This is a genomic window from Clostridium aestuarii, assembly GCF_026735135.1.
Lineage (GTDB): Bacteria > Bacillota > Clostridia > Clostridiales > Clostridiaceae > Clostridium_H > Clostridium_H aestuarii.
In genome coordinates this window covers 173,836-190,689 of record NZ_JAPQER010000004.1, presented here as the reverse complement: position 1 = coordinate 190,689, position 16,854 = coordinate 173,836, and the positions used below count along the sequence as shown (strand labels likewise).

14 protein-coding genes are annotated in these 16,854 nt (G+C 27.0%); 5 read left to right on the top strand and 9 right to left on the bottom strand.

Annotated features, from left to right (window positions below; genetic code table 11):
* Nucleotides 1–151: 151 nt before the first annotated feature.
* Together OW763_RS11365 and OW763_RS11360 are read right to left on the bottom strand one after the other, a co-directional pair.
* Nucleotides 152–1,204 carry a sodium:calcium antiporter gene (locus OW763_RS11365; RefSeq protein ID WP_268041262.1) on the bottom strand — a complete coding sequence of 351 codons (1,053 nt, stop codon included), beginning with the start codon at nucleotides 1,202–1,204 and terminating at the stop codon, nucleotides 152–154.
* Between the two features lie 461 nt (nucleotides 1,205–1,665).
* A complete protein-coding gene (locus tag OW763_RS11360) occupies nucleotides 1,666–2,955 on the bottom strand; it encodes an NCS2 family permease (protein ID WP_268041261.1) in 1,290 nt (429 codons plus the stop codon).
* A 475-nt stretch (nucleotides 2,956–3,430) separates the two neighbouring features.
* Between OW763_RS11360 and OW763_RS11355 the strand changes: the two genes are divergently transcribed.
* Nucleotides 3,431–4,600: an SAM-dependent methyltransferase gene (locus OW763_RS11355; RefSeq protein WP_268041260.1), complete on the top strand. Its 1,170-nt coding sequence runs from the start codon at nucleotides 3,431–3,433 to the stop codon at nucleotides 4,598–4,600.
* Nucleotides 4,601–4,756: 156 nt separating this feature from the next.
* Here OW763_RS11355 and OW763_RS11350 read toward each other — a convergent pair whose 3' ends face one another.
* The 4 genes from OW763_RS11350 to OW763_RS11335 form a co-directional block, all read right to left on the bottom strand.
* Complete coding sequence (locus OW763_RS11350; protein ID WP_268041259.1) at nucleotides 4,757–5,083, bottom strand: DUF1904 domain-containing protein; 327 nt, start codon at nucleotides 5,081–5,083, stop codon at nucleotides 4,757–4,759.
* A 147-nt stretch (nucleotides 5,084–5,230) separates the two neighbouring features.
* Nucleotides 5,231–5,926 (bottom strand): SDR family oxidoreductase, encoded by a 696-nt coding sequence (locus OW763_RS11345; protein WP_268041258.1) that lies wholly within the window; start codon nucleotides 5,924–5,926, stop codon nucleotides 5,231–5,233.
* Nucleotides 5,927–5,939: 13 nt separating this feature from the next.
* Complete coding sequence (locus OW763_RS11340) at nucleotides 5,940–6,950, bottom strand: SPL family radical SAM protein (RefSeq protein WP_268041257.1); 1,011 nt, start codon at nucleotides 6,948–6,950, stop codon at nucleotides 5,940–5,942.
* Nucleotides 6,916–7,749, bottom strand: coding sequence for a 5'-methylthioadenosine/S-adenosylhomocysteine nucleosidase family protein (locus OW763_RS11335; RefSeq protein WP_268041256.1), 834 nt, complete (start codon nucleotides 7,747–7,749; stop codon nucleotides 6,916–6,918). The genes OW763_RS11340 and OW763_RS11335 overlap by 35 nt, the downstream gene beginning before the upstream one ends.
* Nucleotides 7,750–7,937: 188 nt before the next feature.
* On the opposite strand from OW763_RS11335, the gene OW763_RS11330 reads away from it, so the two are divergent.
* Complete coding sequence (locus tag OW763_RS11330) at nucleotides 7,938–9,872, top strand: Cache 3/Cache 2 fusion domain-containing protein (RefSeq protein WP_268041255.1); 1,935 nt, start codon at nucleotides 7,938–7,940, stop codon at nucleotides 9,870–9,872.
* Between the two features lie 29 nt (nucleotides 9,873–9,901).
* Here the strand turns inward: OW763_RS11330 and OW763_RS11325 are convergent, their stop codons facing one another.
* Complete coding sequence (locus tag OW763_RS11325; RefSeq protein ID WP_268041254.1) at nucleotides 9,902–10,759, bottom strand: TerD family protein; 858 nt, start codon at nucleotides 10,757–10,759, stop codon at nucleotides 9,902–9,904.
* 27 nt (nucleotides 10,760–10,786) lie between these two features.
* The gene (locus OW763_RS11320; protein ID WP_268041253.1) at nucleotides 10,787–11,446 is read right to left on the bottom strand and encodes an AIM24 family protein; all 660 of its coding nucleotides are present in this window, start codon (nucleotides 11,444–11,446) and stop codon (nucleotides 10,787–10,789) included.
* Nucleotides 11,447–11,637: 191 nt separating this feature from the next.
* On the opposite strand from OW763_RS11320, the gene OW763_RS11315 reads away from it, so the two are divergent.
* Together OW763_RS11315 and OW763_RS11310 are read left to right on the top strand one after the other, a co-directional pair.
* Entirely contained in the window at nucleotides 11,638–14,112 is a 2,475-nt protein-coding gene (locus OW763_RS11315) for a YceG family protein (protein WP_268041252.1), read from the top strand.
* Nucleotides 14,113–14,213: 101 nt separating this feature from the next.
* Nucleotides 14,214–15,275 carry a toxic anion resistance protein gene (locus OW763_RS11310; RefSeq protein ID WP_268041251.1) on the top strand — a complete coding sequence of 354 codons (1,062 nt, stop codon included), beginning with the start codon at nucleotides 14,214–14,216 and terminating at the stop codon, nucleotides 15,273–15,275.
* A gap of 85 nt (nucleotides 15,276–15,360) precedes the next feature.
* On the opposite strand, the gene OW763_RS11305 is transcribed toward OW763_RS11310, so the two are convergent.
* Nucleotides 15,361–16,455: a sensor domain-containing diguanylate cyclase gene (locus OW763_RS11305; protein ID WP_268041250.1), complete on the bottom strand. Its 1,095-nt coding sequence runs from the start codon at nucleotides 16,453–16,455 to the stop codon at nucleotides 15,361–15,363.
* Nucleotides 16,456–16,569: 114 nt separating this feature from the next.
* Between OW763_RS11305 and OW763_RS11300 the strand changes: the two genes are divergently transcribed.
* Entirely contained in the window at nucleotides 16,570–16,752 is a 183-nt protein-coding gene (locus OW763_RS11300; RefSeq protein ID WP_268041249.1) for a hypothetical protein, read from the top strand.
* Nucleotides 16,753–16,854 lie beyond the last annotated feature (102 nt).

Sequence of the window (16,854 nt, the reverse complement as noted above, 5' to 3'; positions counted from 1 at the left end):
GAATTGAAAGTTATAGATATTTTTTCACTCTAACCTCTGAATTTTCAACTTTTAAATATATATACTTCACTGTCTATATAATAATCGACGATTTACCTTTTACATTTAAAGTTAAAGATAAATCGTCGATTATGATTATTTTACTTAAGTATTATACAAATACTCCTATTCCTACACCTACTACATATATTAAAAAAACGACATAAACAGCTAACATAATAAATGCATCTTTTTTAGTAACACCATCTTTTTTAAGTAAAAGTAGTGCTGTTGTAAGCATAGATATTATTAAGAAAATTAATACTCCTATGTTTTGTGAAAAATTAGCTGGTAGAGTGTTACCTGCTATAAACATTGGAAATCCTAAACAAACACATATATCAAATATATTTGAACCTACTGCATTAGAAACAGCACCCTCTGCATCTCCTTCTTTTGCAGATTTAACAGATAAAAGAGTATCTGGTATAGATGTACAAGCTGCTATTATAATTACAGATACAATGTATTTTGGTATATGTAATGCAGTTGAAACAACTGTTGCTGATTGAATAACAGCATCTATACTTACCCAAATTATTGCTATACTTATCGCTATCCATAATAATATTGCACCATAACTCATGTCCTCTTCTTCATCTTCTTCTGCTTCTGCTAATGTAACTGCTTCTGCTTCTTCTACTGCGGCTTCTTTTTCTGATAAAGAAGCTCTATAATCCTTAGTTTGCTTATAAAGAACATAAATATATGCAAAATATATACTTACTAGCACAGCTCCTGAAATCATATTGTAACTACCTAAATATGTAAAAACGCCTAAAGTAACTACTGATAATGTATAGAAAATCATATCACGATAAACAACTTTTCTATCTACCTTTATCAATAAATTTTTTCCTTTAAAGGCTAAAATACTTGCCATAGGAATAAGAAGCACGTTAAAAATCCCAGAACCTGCAATTGTAGGAACCCCTACATTTGTAAAGTCCTTATAAACCAAGACTGCAATCATAGCTGTTGAAAACTCTGGGAAAGATGAACTAATAGCATCAAAAGTTGCTCCTCTAACCGATGTTGGTATTCTTAATTTAATACCAAGTATATGAAGCACATCTCCCAATTTATCCGAAGCTTTACTTATAACCCATGACATAATTACAAGCATTACTGCTGCAATTCCTAAACTATTAATCCAACTAAACAAAATACCCTCTCCTTTTTGGTACAATATGCTTATTTTATAACAATACACTTATGGCATTTCTTTTTCAAATATTTTGAAAAAGAAATGCCATACACCTTTTATACCAATAATAATAGCTATTGTCAAGTTTATTAATATTGTGTTAACTTTGTTTTCAGCTATTAATTCTATAAATTTTACGTCACTTTTTAAAAATAAAAATATTCTAATATATCTTTAATATTACTATATATATCTTTGCGCAAATTTAATAGTTTTTTCTCAAGCTTCTCATCTTAATTGAATCTTCGTAAAATAAAAAAGCAGGTTATATTATAGAGAACATATAACCTACCTAATTTATAATAAACTTTATATTATTTTGTTACATTTCATATAACTAACCAGTTGATAAAATTATATAATTAAATTTACATACAGCTAAGTAATTTTAGCATTATACTATTTTTCAATTGCTTATTTTATATGAAGAACTTCAATATAAACAATATTCCTACTACATATGTAGGTACTGTAACCTCTTTTGCTCTTCCTGTTAAAACTTTCAAGAATATGTATGTTATTATTCCAAATACTATACCATCTGAAATACTATATGCAAGTGGCATCATTATTATAGTAAAGAATGCAGGTATAGCTTCTGTAAAATCTACTAAATCTATTTCTTTAATAGGTTCCATCATAAACAATCCAACTAATATCAATGCTGGTGTAGTAGCTGGCGATGGTATTATTGTAAATAATGGTGCAAAGAATAATGCTATTGCAAACATTACCGCTGTTGATAAAGCAGTTAATCCCGTTCTTCCACCTTCAGCAACTCCTGATGCACTTTCTACAAAAGTACTTACTGTACTTGTTCCAAGACAAGCTCCTAAAGTAGTTCCTATGGCATCTGCAAATAATGCTCTTTTTACTCTTGGTACCTTTCCATTTTTATCTAGCATTTTAGCCTTAGTAGCAACTCCTACTAAAGTTCCTACTGTATCAAACATATCCATAAATAGTAATGTAAATAATACAATAAACATATCAAAAGTAAATATGTTATGAAATTCCATTTTAAATAATATAGGTTTTAAAGATGGCGGTGCACTTATAATTCCATTTGGTAATTGAGTTATTTCCATAGGAATACCAATTATTGTTGTAGCAACAATACCTATAAGCAATGCTCCTCTTACATTCTTAGCTAATAATACTCCAGTAATCAATATTCCGATAATAGCAAGAAGTGCTGTTCCACTTGTTACATTACCAAGTTGAAGAATTGTACTATGCTCTTGATGTAAAATAACCTTAGCATTATCTAAACCTATAAAAGCAATAAAAAGTCCAATTCCTACTGAAATAGCTCTTTTAATATTCATTGGAATAGAATCTACTATTGCTTCACGTACATTAAAAGCTGTTAATAAAATAAAAATAATTCCTTCTAAAAACACTGCTGTCAATGCAAATCCAAAACTATATCCCATTTGCTTAACTATTGTAAATGCAAAGAAAGCATTAAGTCCCATACCTGGTGCTTGAGCAAAAGGCAACTTTGCATATAATCCCATTATTGCAGTTGCAATAACAGCTGATAGTGCTGTAGCTGTAAACACAGCTCCCGAATCCATTCCTGCTGCTGACAAAATATTAGGATTTATAATAAGTATGTACGCCATAGTCATAAATGTCGTTATTCCAGCTAAAACTTCAGTTTTTACATCTGTACCATTTTCTTTTAATTTAAAATAAGTTTCCATTGTCTTTTCCCTTCTTCATCTGCCCTGTTTTTTAACACTTGTACATATTAACAAATACATATTTTAAAGTCAAGATTTTTCACGAACGTTTTATTTCATTTTTAATTCATTTTTTTGTTTTTTACATAATAAATCAATACATTTATAATTAAAACTTTTAAATGTTCGTATTTAATTATCCTAAATAAGGTTTTATAAATGATAAATTATATGATTTAAAATTAAAATTTTTTAAACTTAATGTAAACATTATATTGTTTTAATATTTTTCTTTTTTGGTAATGTTATACTTATATTGAAATATAAAGTCACAATATTCTTAGTTGACGTGCTGTGCCAGCAAGCTGGCAGACGCAGTTGACAAGTTAATGATGTTTTGCTAATGCAAAACTACAATTTTTAACTGCTGGCGCAGTCTGCACGTCAACTAAAAAAGTGCTGCGCACTTTTCTTAAAATACAAAGGAGATGTAAAAATGGACAAACTATTTTTAAAAACATTTTTGAGTAAAATGATGGAGGAAACTTTAGCTGTTCAGTATTGGGATGGAACTATAGAAAAATATGGACAAGGTGAGCCAGTGTTTAAAATAATATTTCATCAACCTTTATCTAAAAAGGAAATTCTAGATGACCCTTATCTTACTTTTGGTGAAGCATATATGGATGGAATAATCGACATAGAAGGTGGACTTCAACAAATAATTGAAGCTATATCTAGAAATACCCAAAGTTTTCTACATAAAAACAAGCTCTTAAGTAAAATAGTAAAAATGAAACCTACTTCAATAAAGAAAGCAAAAGAAGACATTCAATATCATTATGATTTAGGAAATGATTTTTACAAATTATGGCTTGATAAGACAATGACTTATTCCTGTGGATATTTTTCTAATCCAAACGATACATTATATGACGCTCAAATGAACAAAGTAAAATATACCTTAAAAAAATTAAATTTGAAAAAAGGCGATAAGCTTTTAGATATAGGAAGTGGCTGGGGAACACTCATTATTGAAGCTGCTAAAACCTATGGTACTAAAGCTTTAGGTATAACTTTAAGCAAAGAACAATATGCTAAAACCAAGGAAAAAATTAAAGAAGAAAATCTTGAAGCACTTGTAGATGTAAAGTTAATTGACTATAGAGACCTTGCAAAAACTAATGAAAAATTTGATAGAATTGTAAGTATCGGAATGCTCGAACACGTAGGTAGAGCTAACTATCCAGTATATATGGAAACAATAAATAAACTCTTAAACCAAGGGGGAGTATCTGTACTTCATTGTATTACAGCACAAAATGAAAGAAAAGTTAACTCATGGAGCACAAAATATATTTTCCCTGGTGGTCATCTTCCTTCCATAAGAGAATTAATTTATCTTATGCCTGAATATGATTTTCATCTTCTAACAATTGAAAGTTTAAGACGACACTATGCAAAAACACTTGAGCATTGGGCAGCTAATTTCGAAACTCAATTAGATAAAATCAGTGAAACCAAAGATGAGCGATTTATACGAATGTGGAGATTATATTTACAAGGATGTGCAGCTTCATTTAATTATGGAACAATAGACATACATCAATTTGTATTTACTAAAGGTCTTAACAATGACTTTCCTATGGCTAGAGTACACCTATAGATATATAACCACAACTTTGATAATATACAATTACATTTTGTTATCTATAAATTATCCTGTAAATTAACAAATTGGATAATTAAAATTTTTTTGAAGCAGTAAACAATTAAACTTGCATACAGTTATGCAAGTTTAATTTTATGTAAATTTTTTCAGTTAGAAATGCTCTCCATTTTCATAATATTTATCTTTTTTAAGAGCATAGAATATAATATCCATATCATTACATCCTTGTTTTCTCATTATCCTTGTTATTTTCTTTGCAACTTCATCTTGAACTTCCTGTCCTCTATCAAACCATAATACTTCTATAAATGGATATCCATCTACAACATTACCATCCATAACAAAAGTAGAAGGTATATGTTCTACTGTAAAATAATCTCTTGGACATTTAATGATATTTTCCAAGCTATCAATCATTTCTTTACTAGCATTCTTTACTTGTTCTAACTTTATTCCTCGCATCTTTATTTGGGGCATAATTTATTCCTCCTTGGTTAATTATAAATATATAGCTGATAACATTTACACTAATCTTTTATAGTATTTCATAAAAGATTTAAACTTATCTTTAGATATACTTTAAACATGTAATAATTTTTGTTAAAATTCCTAATCAAAACACTACTATTTCTTTCGCGTAATCATATGTCTTTCAGGTTGAAGAGTAATATCTGTAACTACAGTGCCCTGTCTTTGAGATAAAACCATTTTTACTGCATCAGCAATACATTGAGGTGTTATATAGCTCTCAGGTATATCACCTTCTCTAAAATTCAAGTTATCATAAAAAGCTGTTTTTGTCATATCTGGATGAATAGTTATAACCTTAGCACCCGTTTTTCGTATTTCGTCAAATAAACTTTTTGAAAAGTGAGTTAATCCTGCTTTTGTTGCAGCATAAGCACATCCATAGGTACTGGATTTTTTAGCAGTAATTGAAGAAATATTAATAATATATCCTTTATTCTTTTTTAAATCTCTTAAAAGCAATTGAGTTAAAATAATAGGCACCTCTAAATTTGTAGCTACCATACTATGAATTTTTTTAGGATTAAGTTCTTCATGTGGTCCAAAATATCCTACCCCTGCATTATTAACGAGCATATATATTTTTTCTTTTTTTCTGATTTCTTTTATCTTTTCACACAAATCACCAGTCTTAGTAATATCACAAGCAATCTTTATAAAATTAGTATCTTCTAAATTTACTTTTGAAAAATCTCTGCCAAAACCATAAATTTTATAACCCATCTTTAAAAGTTTTTTGCTAATCTCAAACCCAATACCTGAAGATGCTCCTGTTACAATTGCTGTTTTCATATTATTCTTCCTCTCAAATATAAATCTTTTCTTTAGGTATAAATTTACAAACTTCTTTATATACAAAATCTATCATTTGTTCTGCATGTTTTTTAGAATAGCTACAAACTCCATTAGTACATTCAAAAGGATAAGCTAATATCGGTGAATATATCCTTTCTTTCTCCATTTTTTTTAAATAATCCTTAGCAACTCTAAAAACTCCAATACTCACATCCAATATCTTATCATATGGTAGCTCCTTAAATGTATGCTCAACACAAAGAGAATATTGTTTTTTCCAATCTCTTATATATAATAGAGGATCAAAGCAAATCCTTACATTCCAACCTTTTTGTATTGCTTGTTTAATACTTTTGAGTCTTAATTCTAGTGAAGGTGTTTTCCATTCATATTTACTAATAACATTATCTGGTGATATTGTCCAAGCTAAAATAGTATTATCTAAACATTTTATATCTTTTATTGCATCAAAATTTGCACTTTTAGTCCTAAGTTCAAGCTTTAGATTAGGATGATTTTTAGCAAATTCCATCCATAAAGTAGTAAAAAGAGTAACACCTTCAAAGGCAAGTAAATCTGTATCATATGAAATACATAGATATACCGGATGCTTTTTAAGTAACTTTTCTACTTCATTAAAAATATCTTCTATATTTACAAAAACAACAATATTCGCAGAAGGATACATTCCTTGTAAATAGCAATATTCACAATCATAAATACAATTCATCATAGACGAAGTATAATAAAAATGCTCATTACCGAAATCTTCACAAACCTCTGCCCCTTCATAAATTAACCCATCTTTTTTAATAGCTAAAATTAATTTTCTACTTTGCTTCTGTGATCTAAAACTTTGATTACTTCTTGAAAACATTTCTTTGTAATAATCAATTTTAACTACAGTTGAATTTTTAAAATGTTCTAAAATTTTTATTGTGTTAGGGTGGTTTATTGCATTTTTTTCTATATATATATGTGAAAAATCAGAGTTCCATAAATTGCTCTTTAAGTTTTGCAAAATATCTCTTCCCCTCATTTTTAGATTTGCACTCAATTGTACACAATGGTTTCATAACATCAACTAAATTTTTCGAACGAATCTTATACTGTTTTGCCAAACGTTTTAGTTTATAATCCATTGATGTAGTTAACTTAAAATTTTCTCTTATTTTATTAAGTAATATCTCTTCTTCTTCATTTAATACTTTAATATCTGGACACCATGCATCTTTCCTTATCTTTATCCATGCATAAATATCTTCAACACTCCCTTGTATCACTTCAGAAACCTTACTTTGTGTTAAATTTTCTCCATCCAATAAATCCGAAACAATTTTTATACAATGAATCTGATGAGGCTGTAAAAACATACACGCTGCCTGATATGCTCCTGCACCTTCCATATCCACTAAATCACCTTCAATCTCTTGTTTCATTTCGTTGTTTACTACTGTAGAAAAAGTTTCTAGTACACCTTCGTTAAAATGATGTCTAAACAATATGTCTGGATAAAAATTTCTTTTTGTATCATGACAAATAATTTTATGACACAAAAATATGCTACCTGTTTTTATATTTTCATCTTTAACTCCGCAAATACCTATATTAAAAAACAGATTACAAACTTCATCTTTATATTTAGTAAGTAGATGTGAAACAGCAACAGCAGATGATACTATTCCTACACCACTAATAATTAACACTACTTCATCATTTTTAAAAACTTGAAATTTGGTACTTTTCATATCTTTTTTTAACCCTAGATATGAAATAAATGGTTTCGCTTCACAATACATTGCTGTTGTTATATAAATCATTGGCTTTACCCTTTCCTATTTCTTTTATATTGAAATTATTCCAAAAAAGTGAAATTATATCCTGCTTTTATAATACTACTTTTATATAACATCCGCAATTTAGCCATCTTCACCAATTGTAAATTTAGTATATATATATTAATATTAAAAGTAACTATTTCAAACAAAATAAGAAGAGGTTAAAATTTATGAACATTAAATCTAAATTAATAATCAGTTATTTAATACTAATTGTTTTTTCAGTAAGTGTTTTAGGATTTCTAGTCAGTAACAAATCACAAAATGCAGTTTTTAATGAAGTAAAAGAAAAAAACCAACGTATAATACAGCTTCTGAATAATACAGTTAGTGTAAGAAATAATTTGCTTTCAGAAAAATTATGGAGTGATTTACATTTCGCTGAGAAACTATTAAATAACGCTGGCGAAATAAGAATAGATAATAAACAACAAATTACAATTGACAATTACAAATTACCTTCATTATATGCTGGAAATACTAACTTAACTTTAGATACAACTCTTGTTGATGACATAAAATACTCAGTAGGTGCAATGGTTTCAATCTTCTTAATAGAGGATGAAAATTTAATAAGAATCTCTACTAATTTCACTATTGATAATAAAAGAGCTATTGGTACTCATATAACTAGCAATTCTCCAATTTATAATAATATAATAAATAATAAACCTTATTACGGAAGAAATCTTCTAAAAGGGACTTGGCTTATAACAGGATACAAACCCCTATTAGATAAAAATCAAAAAGTTGTAGGTGCACTAGCATTAGGCTATAATCAACTCAATTCTCATTTAGAAAAAACATTTAGTGATATACAAATTGGTGAAACTGGATATGTTTATATAATGAATTCAAAAGGAAATGTTATTGTACACCCAAACATAAAAGGACAGAATTTAAGTAGCTTTAATTTTTGTAAAGAAATAGTAAAAAATAAAAATGGGACACTTGAATATGAGTTTAATGGAGTCTATAAACTAGCAACTTATAGTTACTTTGAGCCATGGGATTGGTATATTGTTGCTACTGCCAACTATGATGATTTAAAATCATCTTCCAACGCAATTTTAAATACAATATTATTAACAGGATTTATTATTTTCTTAATAGGTTCCATTATAGCTTTAGTTTTAGCAAACACTCTAGTTAAGCCTATTAATAAGCTTAAAAATTATATGGAAATAGCGGCAGCAGGAGATTTATCAGTTCAATCTGATATCAATAGTAAAGATGAAATTGGTATTCTTTCAAATAGTTTTAATAACATGGTAAAAGAAAATAAAAGATTATTCGAAAAAACCGTAAAGTATGATAAATTGAAAACTGAATTTTTTGCTAATTTATCTCACGAATTAAAAACCCCTTTAAACATAATATTTTCGACTGCTCAATTATTCTCTTTATATGTAAATGATGATACTAAAGAAGTTAATACTGTAAAACTAAATAAATACACAGACATTTTGAAACAAAATTGTTACCGACTTCTAAGATTAGTTAACAACTTAATTGATGTTACAAAAATTGATTCAGGATATATGCAGTTAAATGCACAAAATGAAAATATTGTGGAAGTTATTGAAACCATAACTTTATCAACTGCTGAATATGTTCAAGGTAAATGTAGAACTATCATATTTGATACTGATACAGAAGAAAAAATCATGGCTATAGATGCAGAAAAGCTGGAAAGGATAATGTTAAATCTTATTTCTAATGCAATCAAATTCACAAAACCTGGAGATGAAATAAATATAAATATTTTCGACAAAAATGATTATGTTTTAGTTTCCGTAAAAGATACCGGAATTGGAATTCCAGAGGATAAACAGGAAAAAATATTTGAGAGATTTAAACAAGTAGATCCCTTATTAAATAGAAACCATGAAGGAAGCGGAATAGGTTTGTCTATAGTTAAATCCTTAGTTGAAATGCATGATGGTAAAATTTCTGTAAAAAGTGAATATGGTAAAGGGACTGAATTTATTATAGAATTACCTGTTAAAATCATCAGCGATGACAATGCAGACTTAACAAATAAATTCACTTCTCAAACAAATGTACAAAAAACTGAAATTGAATTTTCAGATATATACAACTAAAAAAGAAAAGTGTTACACACTTTTCTTTTTTATTCAATATCTATTCCGTAATTGTTACATAACGCCTCAAGTCCGCCGTTAAACCCACTGCCTATAGGATTTATTTTCCATTCATTTTTGTATCTATATATTTCAGCAACCACAACAGCCGTTTCAGATTTCAATCCATTATTAAAATTGTATCTTAAAATTTCATTTTTTGTTTCCGTATCTATAAGCTTTAAATAAGCATTAGAAACTTGTGCAAAATTTTGATTACGTATATCAGCTTCATATATAGTTGCAGTAATTGCTAGCTTTTCAATATTGTTTGGAATCACATTTAAATTTAGTTGTAATACTTTATCAAATGCTTTTTTTAGTGAAGTATTATAATCCTTATTTATAACTACTCCTTCATTTTTGCTTATAGGATTACCATAAAATATAAAATTCTCTTCTGATGTATTATTATTACCGTCTACCATAAATATTGATGTATCTAAATCAAATTCAGAACTTCCATTAAATTTTATATCCCATTCCATACCAATCATTAATTTAGACAAATTTTGAGTTTTGGAATTTATGCTTAATTTCTGTCCTCTAAGAAGATTGGTTGTTTTATCTATATTAATACTGTTCAATAGTAATTTGTTTTTTACTTGTTTATGTGTTGTACTATTTGCATTAGACAATACTTCTGCAGAACTTGTACTTGTTGTAGTTTCTAAATTTTTATGATTATTATTTTCAATATTCCTATTTTGTTGAATTAAATTTATAGGCTGATTTAAATCAATACTCCCTTTTTCTTCTCTTATACTTGTTTCAATTGTTAAATTTCCATGTCTTTTATTATAAGACCTACATATATTTCTATTTGGATTATCTATATTTAACTGCATATACTGGCCTCCAAACTTATTTAGTTTCTAGTCTATTGCTATTTCAAGTCCTGAAATTCTTTCTGATGGCTGTACTATTACAACTTCACCTGGATTATTAAATTCAAGAAAGTATGATTCTCCAGAAGATTGTCCAATAAATGTTTTCCAATTTACATCTGCTCTAAAACTAGGATCAGCTCCTGTCCAACAAATTACTGCATCTGGATCTACTACACATGGTGTTTCTAATATAATAGGATTACCATTTGTAGTTATAGCTACTTGTGGATCATTTCCAGTTGCTGTAAGCTTAGATGTAAACATTCCCTTCTGTGATATAACTCCACTTCCTATAAATCTAACACCATATTTACATCCGTCAGTAAAAGCAAGTAAATTTTCTCCTTCAACTCCTACACTCTGACCTGGCTGTAATTTTATTATACTAATATGATGTGCTTTATTAGCCATATAATATGTACCCTTACCACTAACCTTCATTATCGGTATATTTTCTCCTGTAAGTTTTCTAGCTGCTAAACTCATTACAGACCCTAATAGACTTCTATTTTGATTTGTGTCCAACAATACTTTTTCTGCTGTAAAGCTTCCTTTGTTGGCAACCATAGCTCCTACTCTAGCAAAAAAATGTCCATCACCTTCTGCCACACAAGTTAGCTCCTGATGTACTTTAAAGTTAAACATTTAAATCCCTACCTCTTCATCTTATTCTTATATCAAGTAACATAAGTATACCATATATTCTATTTAAATCTAACATAAGCATTATTTAAACCCGTCTTTCTCTTATTAAATTATTCTTAACTGTTGATACTATTTACTATATTTTTGTATAATATAATTAATAACATTTAATCGAAAGTAGGCATGATATAATGATTAATACCCGTAAATTTATAAATTCTTCACTTAAAACTTCAAATACTATTTTTAAAGATATATTAAGTCCTTTGAATAAAAGAATTGGATTTATAAACGGAACCACTCCTACTATTCCCATTTATTTTTATAGATGTATCGGACTTAAAAAAAATGAACAGGACTATTATTCCCAATTATATAGATTGGATAATGAACTATCAAAACTAAATAATTTATATATAAAATTTATATCTAATATTCCTTTTAAAAATGATTCTAAAATAATAGATAAAATTCAGCTTATATGGAATACAAGTACTCTAAATAACTTTAATGCTAACAAAATAAATATACTTATTACACTTTTAAAGAATAGTAACTTATTGCCTTCTATTGATAATTCTCTACTGAATGCTTCAATTGAAGAAAGTTTTAGCTGTATATTAGATTTATATCTAAAAAAAGAGCCAAATATAAATCTAACTAAAGTTAAAAACTTTAATTTAAAACTAATTACATGGATAAATGATTTTATTCCAAACCTAATGAAAGATTTTAATATAAGCTCTTCTTCCAATAAAGAAATACTTAATCCTAAAATTACGTATTTCGGTAACATAAAAAAGCATGAAGTATATTTTTTAATTTTTCTATCATGTTTAGGATGTGATGTTATATATATAAATTCACCTTCTGATTGTGATTTCTCATTGATTGATAAAGAAGCAACTTATTCAAAAATATTAGATTTACCTAATAAATCAGAATTTAAAATTAATAAATTAAAAAATATCGTAGTAAAGTCTAATGTAAGTTTAAATGTCAACTCAGCTTTTAATATATCTAACTACAACAGCTTTATAACTTCTTCACTTAAAACCTCAAATAATATATTAAAGGATTTTTATATTCCATTAGATAAAAGAGGTAACTTTGTTGGTAAACCTCTACCTATAATACCAGTATATTTCTATAGATATATTGGCATTAAAGAAAATAAAGATGAATATTACAATGATTTGTATACATTAGATAAGAAACTTTCTACTTACGGTGATTTATACACAAAATTTACAAATCAACTTTCTGTTGAAAACAATTCAGAATTAATCAATAAAACTTCAAAAATTTGGCGTAACATAACTGGGTTTGATAAAACTCAGAAATCTATGATGATGGAATTACTTATTGAATCTGAAGTTTTCCCTAATTTTAGAGAGAAAATCTTAACTTGCTCAGTAATAAAAAGCTTTAATTCTGTATTAGAATTATATTTACATACAGAATCGAACACAAATATTGCTAAAATTAAAAACTTCGTCTTAAAATTACTTATGTGGACACATAAATTTATACCTAATTTATTTAAGAAATTTGATTATCTAAAAAACTCTAATAGCAATATATATAATCCTAAAATTATTTACTATGGAAATATAAAAAAACATGAAGCCTATTTTTTAATTTTTCTATCAAAAATAGGCTGCGACGTATTATATATTAATTCCTATGAAGATAATATCTTTACCGCAATAGATAAAAACCAAGAACACACAAAGCTTTTAAAATTAAATACAATCTCTCAGTTAAAAGAGTTTCCTTCAGAAGAAATAATTATACGTCAGGAAACAACAGCCTTTAAGGCTTCTCAAGAAATTTCCAATGTAATTTTTAATGAGGAAGATGGTTTATACAAACCTTGGCAATTCGAGAATTATAAAACCTCTCCTTTAACTTTAAAGACAACCTATGATGAATTAAGATTACTATGGAAAGAAGAAGCAAGAATGCGCCCTGGCTTTAAAATAGAAAATCAAACTGTTTATATACCAAATTTATTTGCAAAAGTTAGTGGAGTTCACTCAGATTTAAATATATATTGGAATGAATTTTCAGAATTAAAAACTTCTGAAAATGTAATTTTTGTACCTAAAATACCTTATACTAAAACTAATTATTCTAAACAAGATTTATATAGACTACAATATTGCATTGATAAAGATGGTTTAATTATAAAAGAAAATTTATTTAAAAATAATCTTTATAAATTTTCTTATTTAAAAACTTCTCTTCAAAATGCTATAATAGATAAAACCAATCAATTATTAAAATTATCAATATTTAAAAACTCTACTGATAATCAATTTACTCTTAAAACATTAATGACAATATTGACTATAGATAAAGAAATACTTGAATTAATTCAAAAATTTGATTTTCCATTTAAAATACCTAAGATAATTATATATGACAATGATGAAAATATATTTAGTGATGAAGATTCTATTATTTTAGCATTTTTAAATTTAATAGGTTTTGACATAATAATATTTACGCCTACAGGGTATAACAACATTGAGGCAAAAATATTAGAGAAGTATTATGACATTCATAAATTAGAGAACATTAAATTTGATTTGCAAATTCCAAATTTAAATGGTAATCACAAAAATAAATCAAAATCATTTTGGTCTAATCTTTTTGGATAAATAGGTTTCTAACTTTAAGATATCATAAAGTTTTCACTTCGTCTAAAATTTAGAAAATATTATTCCAAAAATAATAGCCATTCAAATAAAGGAGGATAACTATGGAAGTTGTTAATTTAGAAAAACAAACTAACGAAATTGCTTTAAAAGTAAAAAATTCACCTGAAGTACTAGCCCTTGAAAAGCAGCTTGATGTAAATAATGCTGACAGTATAATGACTTTTGGAAAAGATGCAGCTGTTGAAATCTCAAGATTTGCTGATCAAATACTTCATTCAATTGAAATTACATCTGTAGAGGATTCTGGCGAGTTATTAAGGCAACTTAATAAAATAATGGACAAGTTTGATATAAAGGATTTTGAAGATAAAAAACCTGGATTCTTTGGAAAGCTTTTTAATAAAGCAAAAAATTCTATAGATGCTCTACTACAAAAATATCACACAATGGGTGGAGAAGTTGATAAAGTTTATGTTGAACTAAAAAAATATGAAGCTGAAATAAACACATCAAATAATAATCTAGAAGAAATGTTTAATAAAAATATGGATTACTATGAAACGCTTGAAAAATATATTTATGCAGGTAATTCATCTATTGAAAATTTCAAAACCAATCTATTACCTGAACTTGAAAGAAAATCTCAATCATCAACAGAACAAATAGATCAAATCAACTTATCTAATGGTATGCAAATACTACAAATGCTTGAACAACGAATATATGATTTAGAATTAGCTAAAAACGTATCACTTCAAACAATGCCTCAAATAAAATTAATACAACAAGGTAACTATAACTTAGTTAGAAAAATAAACTCTGCTTTTATAGTTACAATTCCTATATTCAAACAAAGCTTAACTCAAGCTATAACTTTAAAAAGACAGGCAGTTCAAGCTAAAGCAATGGCTGCTTTAGATGAAAAAACTAATGAATTATTACTTAGAAATGCTCAAAACACAGCAATGCAATCTAAACTTACAGCACAGCTTGCATCTGGAAGTTCAATTCAGATAGAAACTTTAGAAAAAACATGGCAAACTATTATGCAGGGTATAGAAGAAACAAAACAAATTCAAACTGAAGCAAAACAAAAGCGCATAGATGGAACAAAACGACTACAAACTATCCAAAATGAATTTCAAAGTAAATTTTTAAAATAACCCTATTCAATTGCAGTGGGGAAGATTACTTTTGATTAACTTGTATACTTGTTAACCAACGTATTCTTCCCCACCATGCTTAACTTTATATGTTAATATTCTTACATTTTGTTTTTTTATTCTTATACATATTCTTATCTGCAATCTCAAGTATTTCATCTATAGATAGCATCTTTTCATTAGTTATTTCACATACTCCATAACTAAAATTTACTTTTATATCCTTAAGTTTTTCTTGTGCAAGTAATTTTTTCATATTGCTTAATATTTCTTTAGCTTCACTCTCTGAACAACCTTTAAACAAAACAACAAATTCATCTCCAGATATTCTAGCATAGGTACCCATATCCTTAACTTGTCTTTTTAATACATGCGTAAAATGCTTAAGAGCTTCATCACCAATGTTATGCCCATACTTATCATTTATGCTTTTAAAATCATCAATATCAATTAAAGCCAAACATAATCTAGTATTATTTTTTCTTGTATAACTTAATTGATTATTAAAAATATATCTAAAACGTCTTCTATTATATATACCTGTTAAGTCATCATAATTTGCCATATGTCTCAATTCTTCTTGAATTATAAAGTTCTTTAATATTAATTCAAACTCATTTCTGATATAATTCATAGTTTCCATATCAACTTTTGTAAACATTTTATTTGGATTTATGCTATCTAAATTTATTACTCCTATTAGATTTTTATCAACATAAATAGGCGAACTCAAAGTACATTTAATATTTAGAGCATTAAAATTTTCGAATATATATTTTTTTTCTGTATTCATATATCTTTCATCAAAATTAGAAGGATTATTTATTATTACTGTATCACGGAAGTTACTAGTTTCATGCAAAAACACTTCTTCTCTATCTAAAGAAATGTTCTTTAGCTCCTTAGAAAATCCTCTTATAGCTTTGAAATGAAATTTATCATCATCCTCTAATATAAGCATGCTTCCTTTTTCAGCATATGGAATCAAATCTATTGCAATACTCAACATAACATCACACAATCCACTCATACTGGATTCATTTTCTATTGAATAAAGTGTTTCATTCCCTTTTTTTAGTAATAATAATTTTTTATTTAATTTTTTTATACTATAATATTGATTAACGATAATAATTATTAAAACTATCATTATTAGACATAAAATAATATTGCTATTCAAAATTAACACCTCTTAAAATAAATACCTCTAAATTGTAAAACTCATTTTATATAAGAATATTTAAAATTAAATTACTCAAAATATATATGTATAATAATTTAAAGGAGACCTCTTATGTTAGGAAAAATATTAGATATGAATAAAACAGATGCTTTTATAATTTTTGAAAATGGAACAACTATGGATTTGTGCACATCTCACCTTCCACCTAATTGCAAAGTTGGAGACACAATAAACATTGATCTATCATTTTCCAATATTGTTACCAATGATAAATTAAATAACTTTTTCATCTAAATTATATCATAATTCATTAAATTATTTGAGTAAATTCATCCTATCAATCATAAAAAACAGATAGTTTATTTTTAATAATTAATTTATAAATAAACTATCCAT

What these genes read in the sequence shown, in the direction of transcription:
- OW763_RS11360 (WP_268041261.1), bottom strand. Translation starts at nt 2,955, where the DNA reads ATGGAAACTTATTTTAAATTAAAAGAAAATGGTACAGATGTAAAAACT.
- OW763_RS11355 (WP_268041260.1), top strand. Translation starts at nt 3,431, where the DNA reads ATGGACAAACTATTTTTAAAAACATTTTTGAGTAAAATGATGGAGGAA.
- OW763_RS11350 (WP_268041259.1), bottom strand. Translation starts at nt 5,083, where the DNA reads ATGCCCCAAATAAAGATGCGAGGAATAAAGTTAGAACAAGTAAAGAAT.
- OW763_RS11310 (WP_268041251.1), top strand. Translation starts at nt 14,214, where the DNA reads ATGGAAGTTGTTAATTTAGAAAAACAAACTAACGAAATTGCTTTAAAA.
- OW763_RS11345 (WP_268041258.1), bottom strand. Translation starts at nt 5,926, where the DNA reads ATGAAAACAGCAATTGTAACAGGAGCATCTTCAGGTATTGGGTTTGAG.
- OW763_RS11320 (WP_268041253.1), bottom strand. Translation starts at nt 11,446, where the DNA reads ATGTTTAACTTTAAAGTACATCAGGAGCTAACTTGTGTGGCAGAAGGT.
- OW763_RS11335 (WP_268041256.1), bottom strand. Translation starts at nt 7,749, where the DNA reads ATGATTTATATAACAACAGCAATGTATTGTGAAGCGAAACCATTTATT.
- OW763_RS11325 (WP_268041254.1), bottom strand. Translation starts at nt 10,759, where the DNA reads ATGCAGTTAAATATAGATAATCCAAATAGAAATATATGTAGGTCTTAT.
- OW763_RS11315 (WP_268041252.1), top strand. Translation starts at nt 11,638, where the DNA reads ATGATTAATACCCGTAAATTTATAAATTCTTCACTTAAAACTTCAAAT.
- OW763_RS11330 (WP_268041255.1), top strand. Translation starts at nt 7,938, where the DNA reads ATGAACATTAAATCTAAATTAATAATCAGTTATTTAATACTAATTGTT.
- OW763_RS11300 (WP_268041249.1), top strand. Translation starts at nt 16,570, where the DNA reads ATGTTAGGAAAAATATTAGATATGAATAAAACAGATGCTTTTATAATT.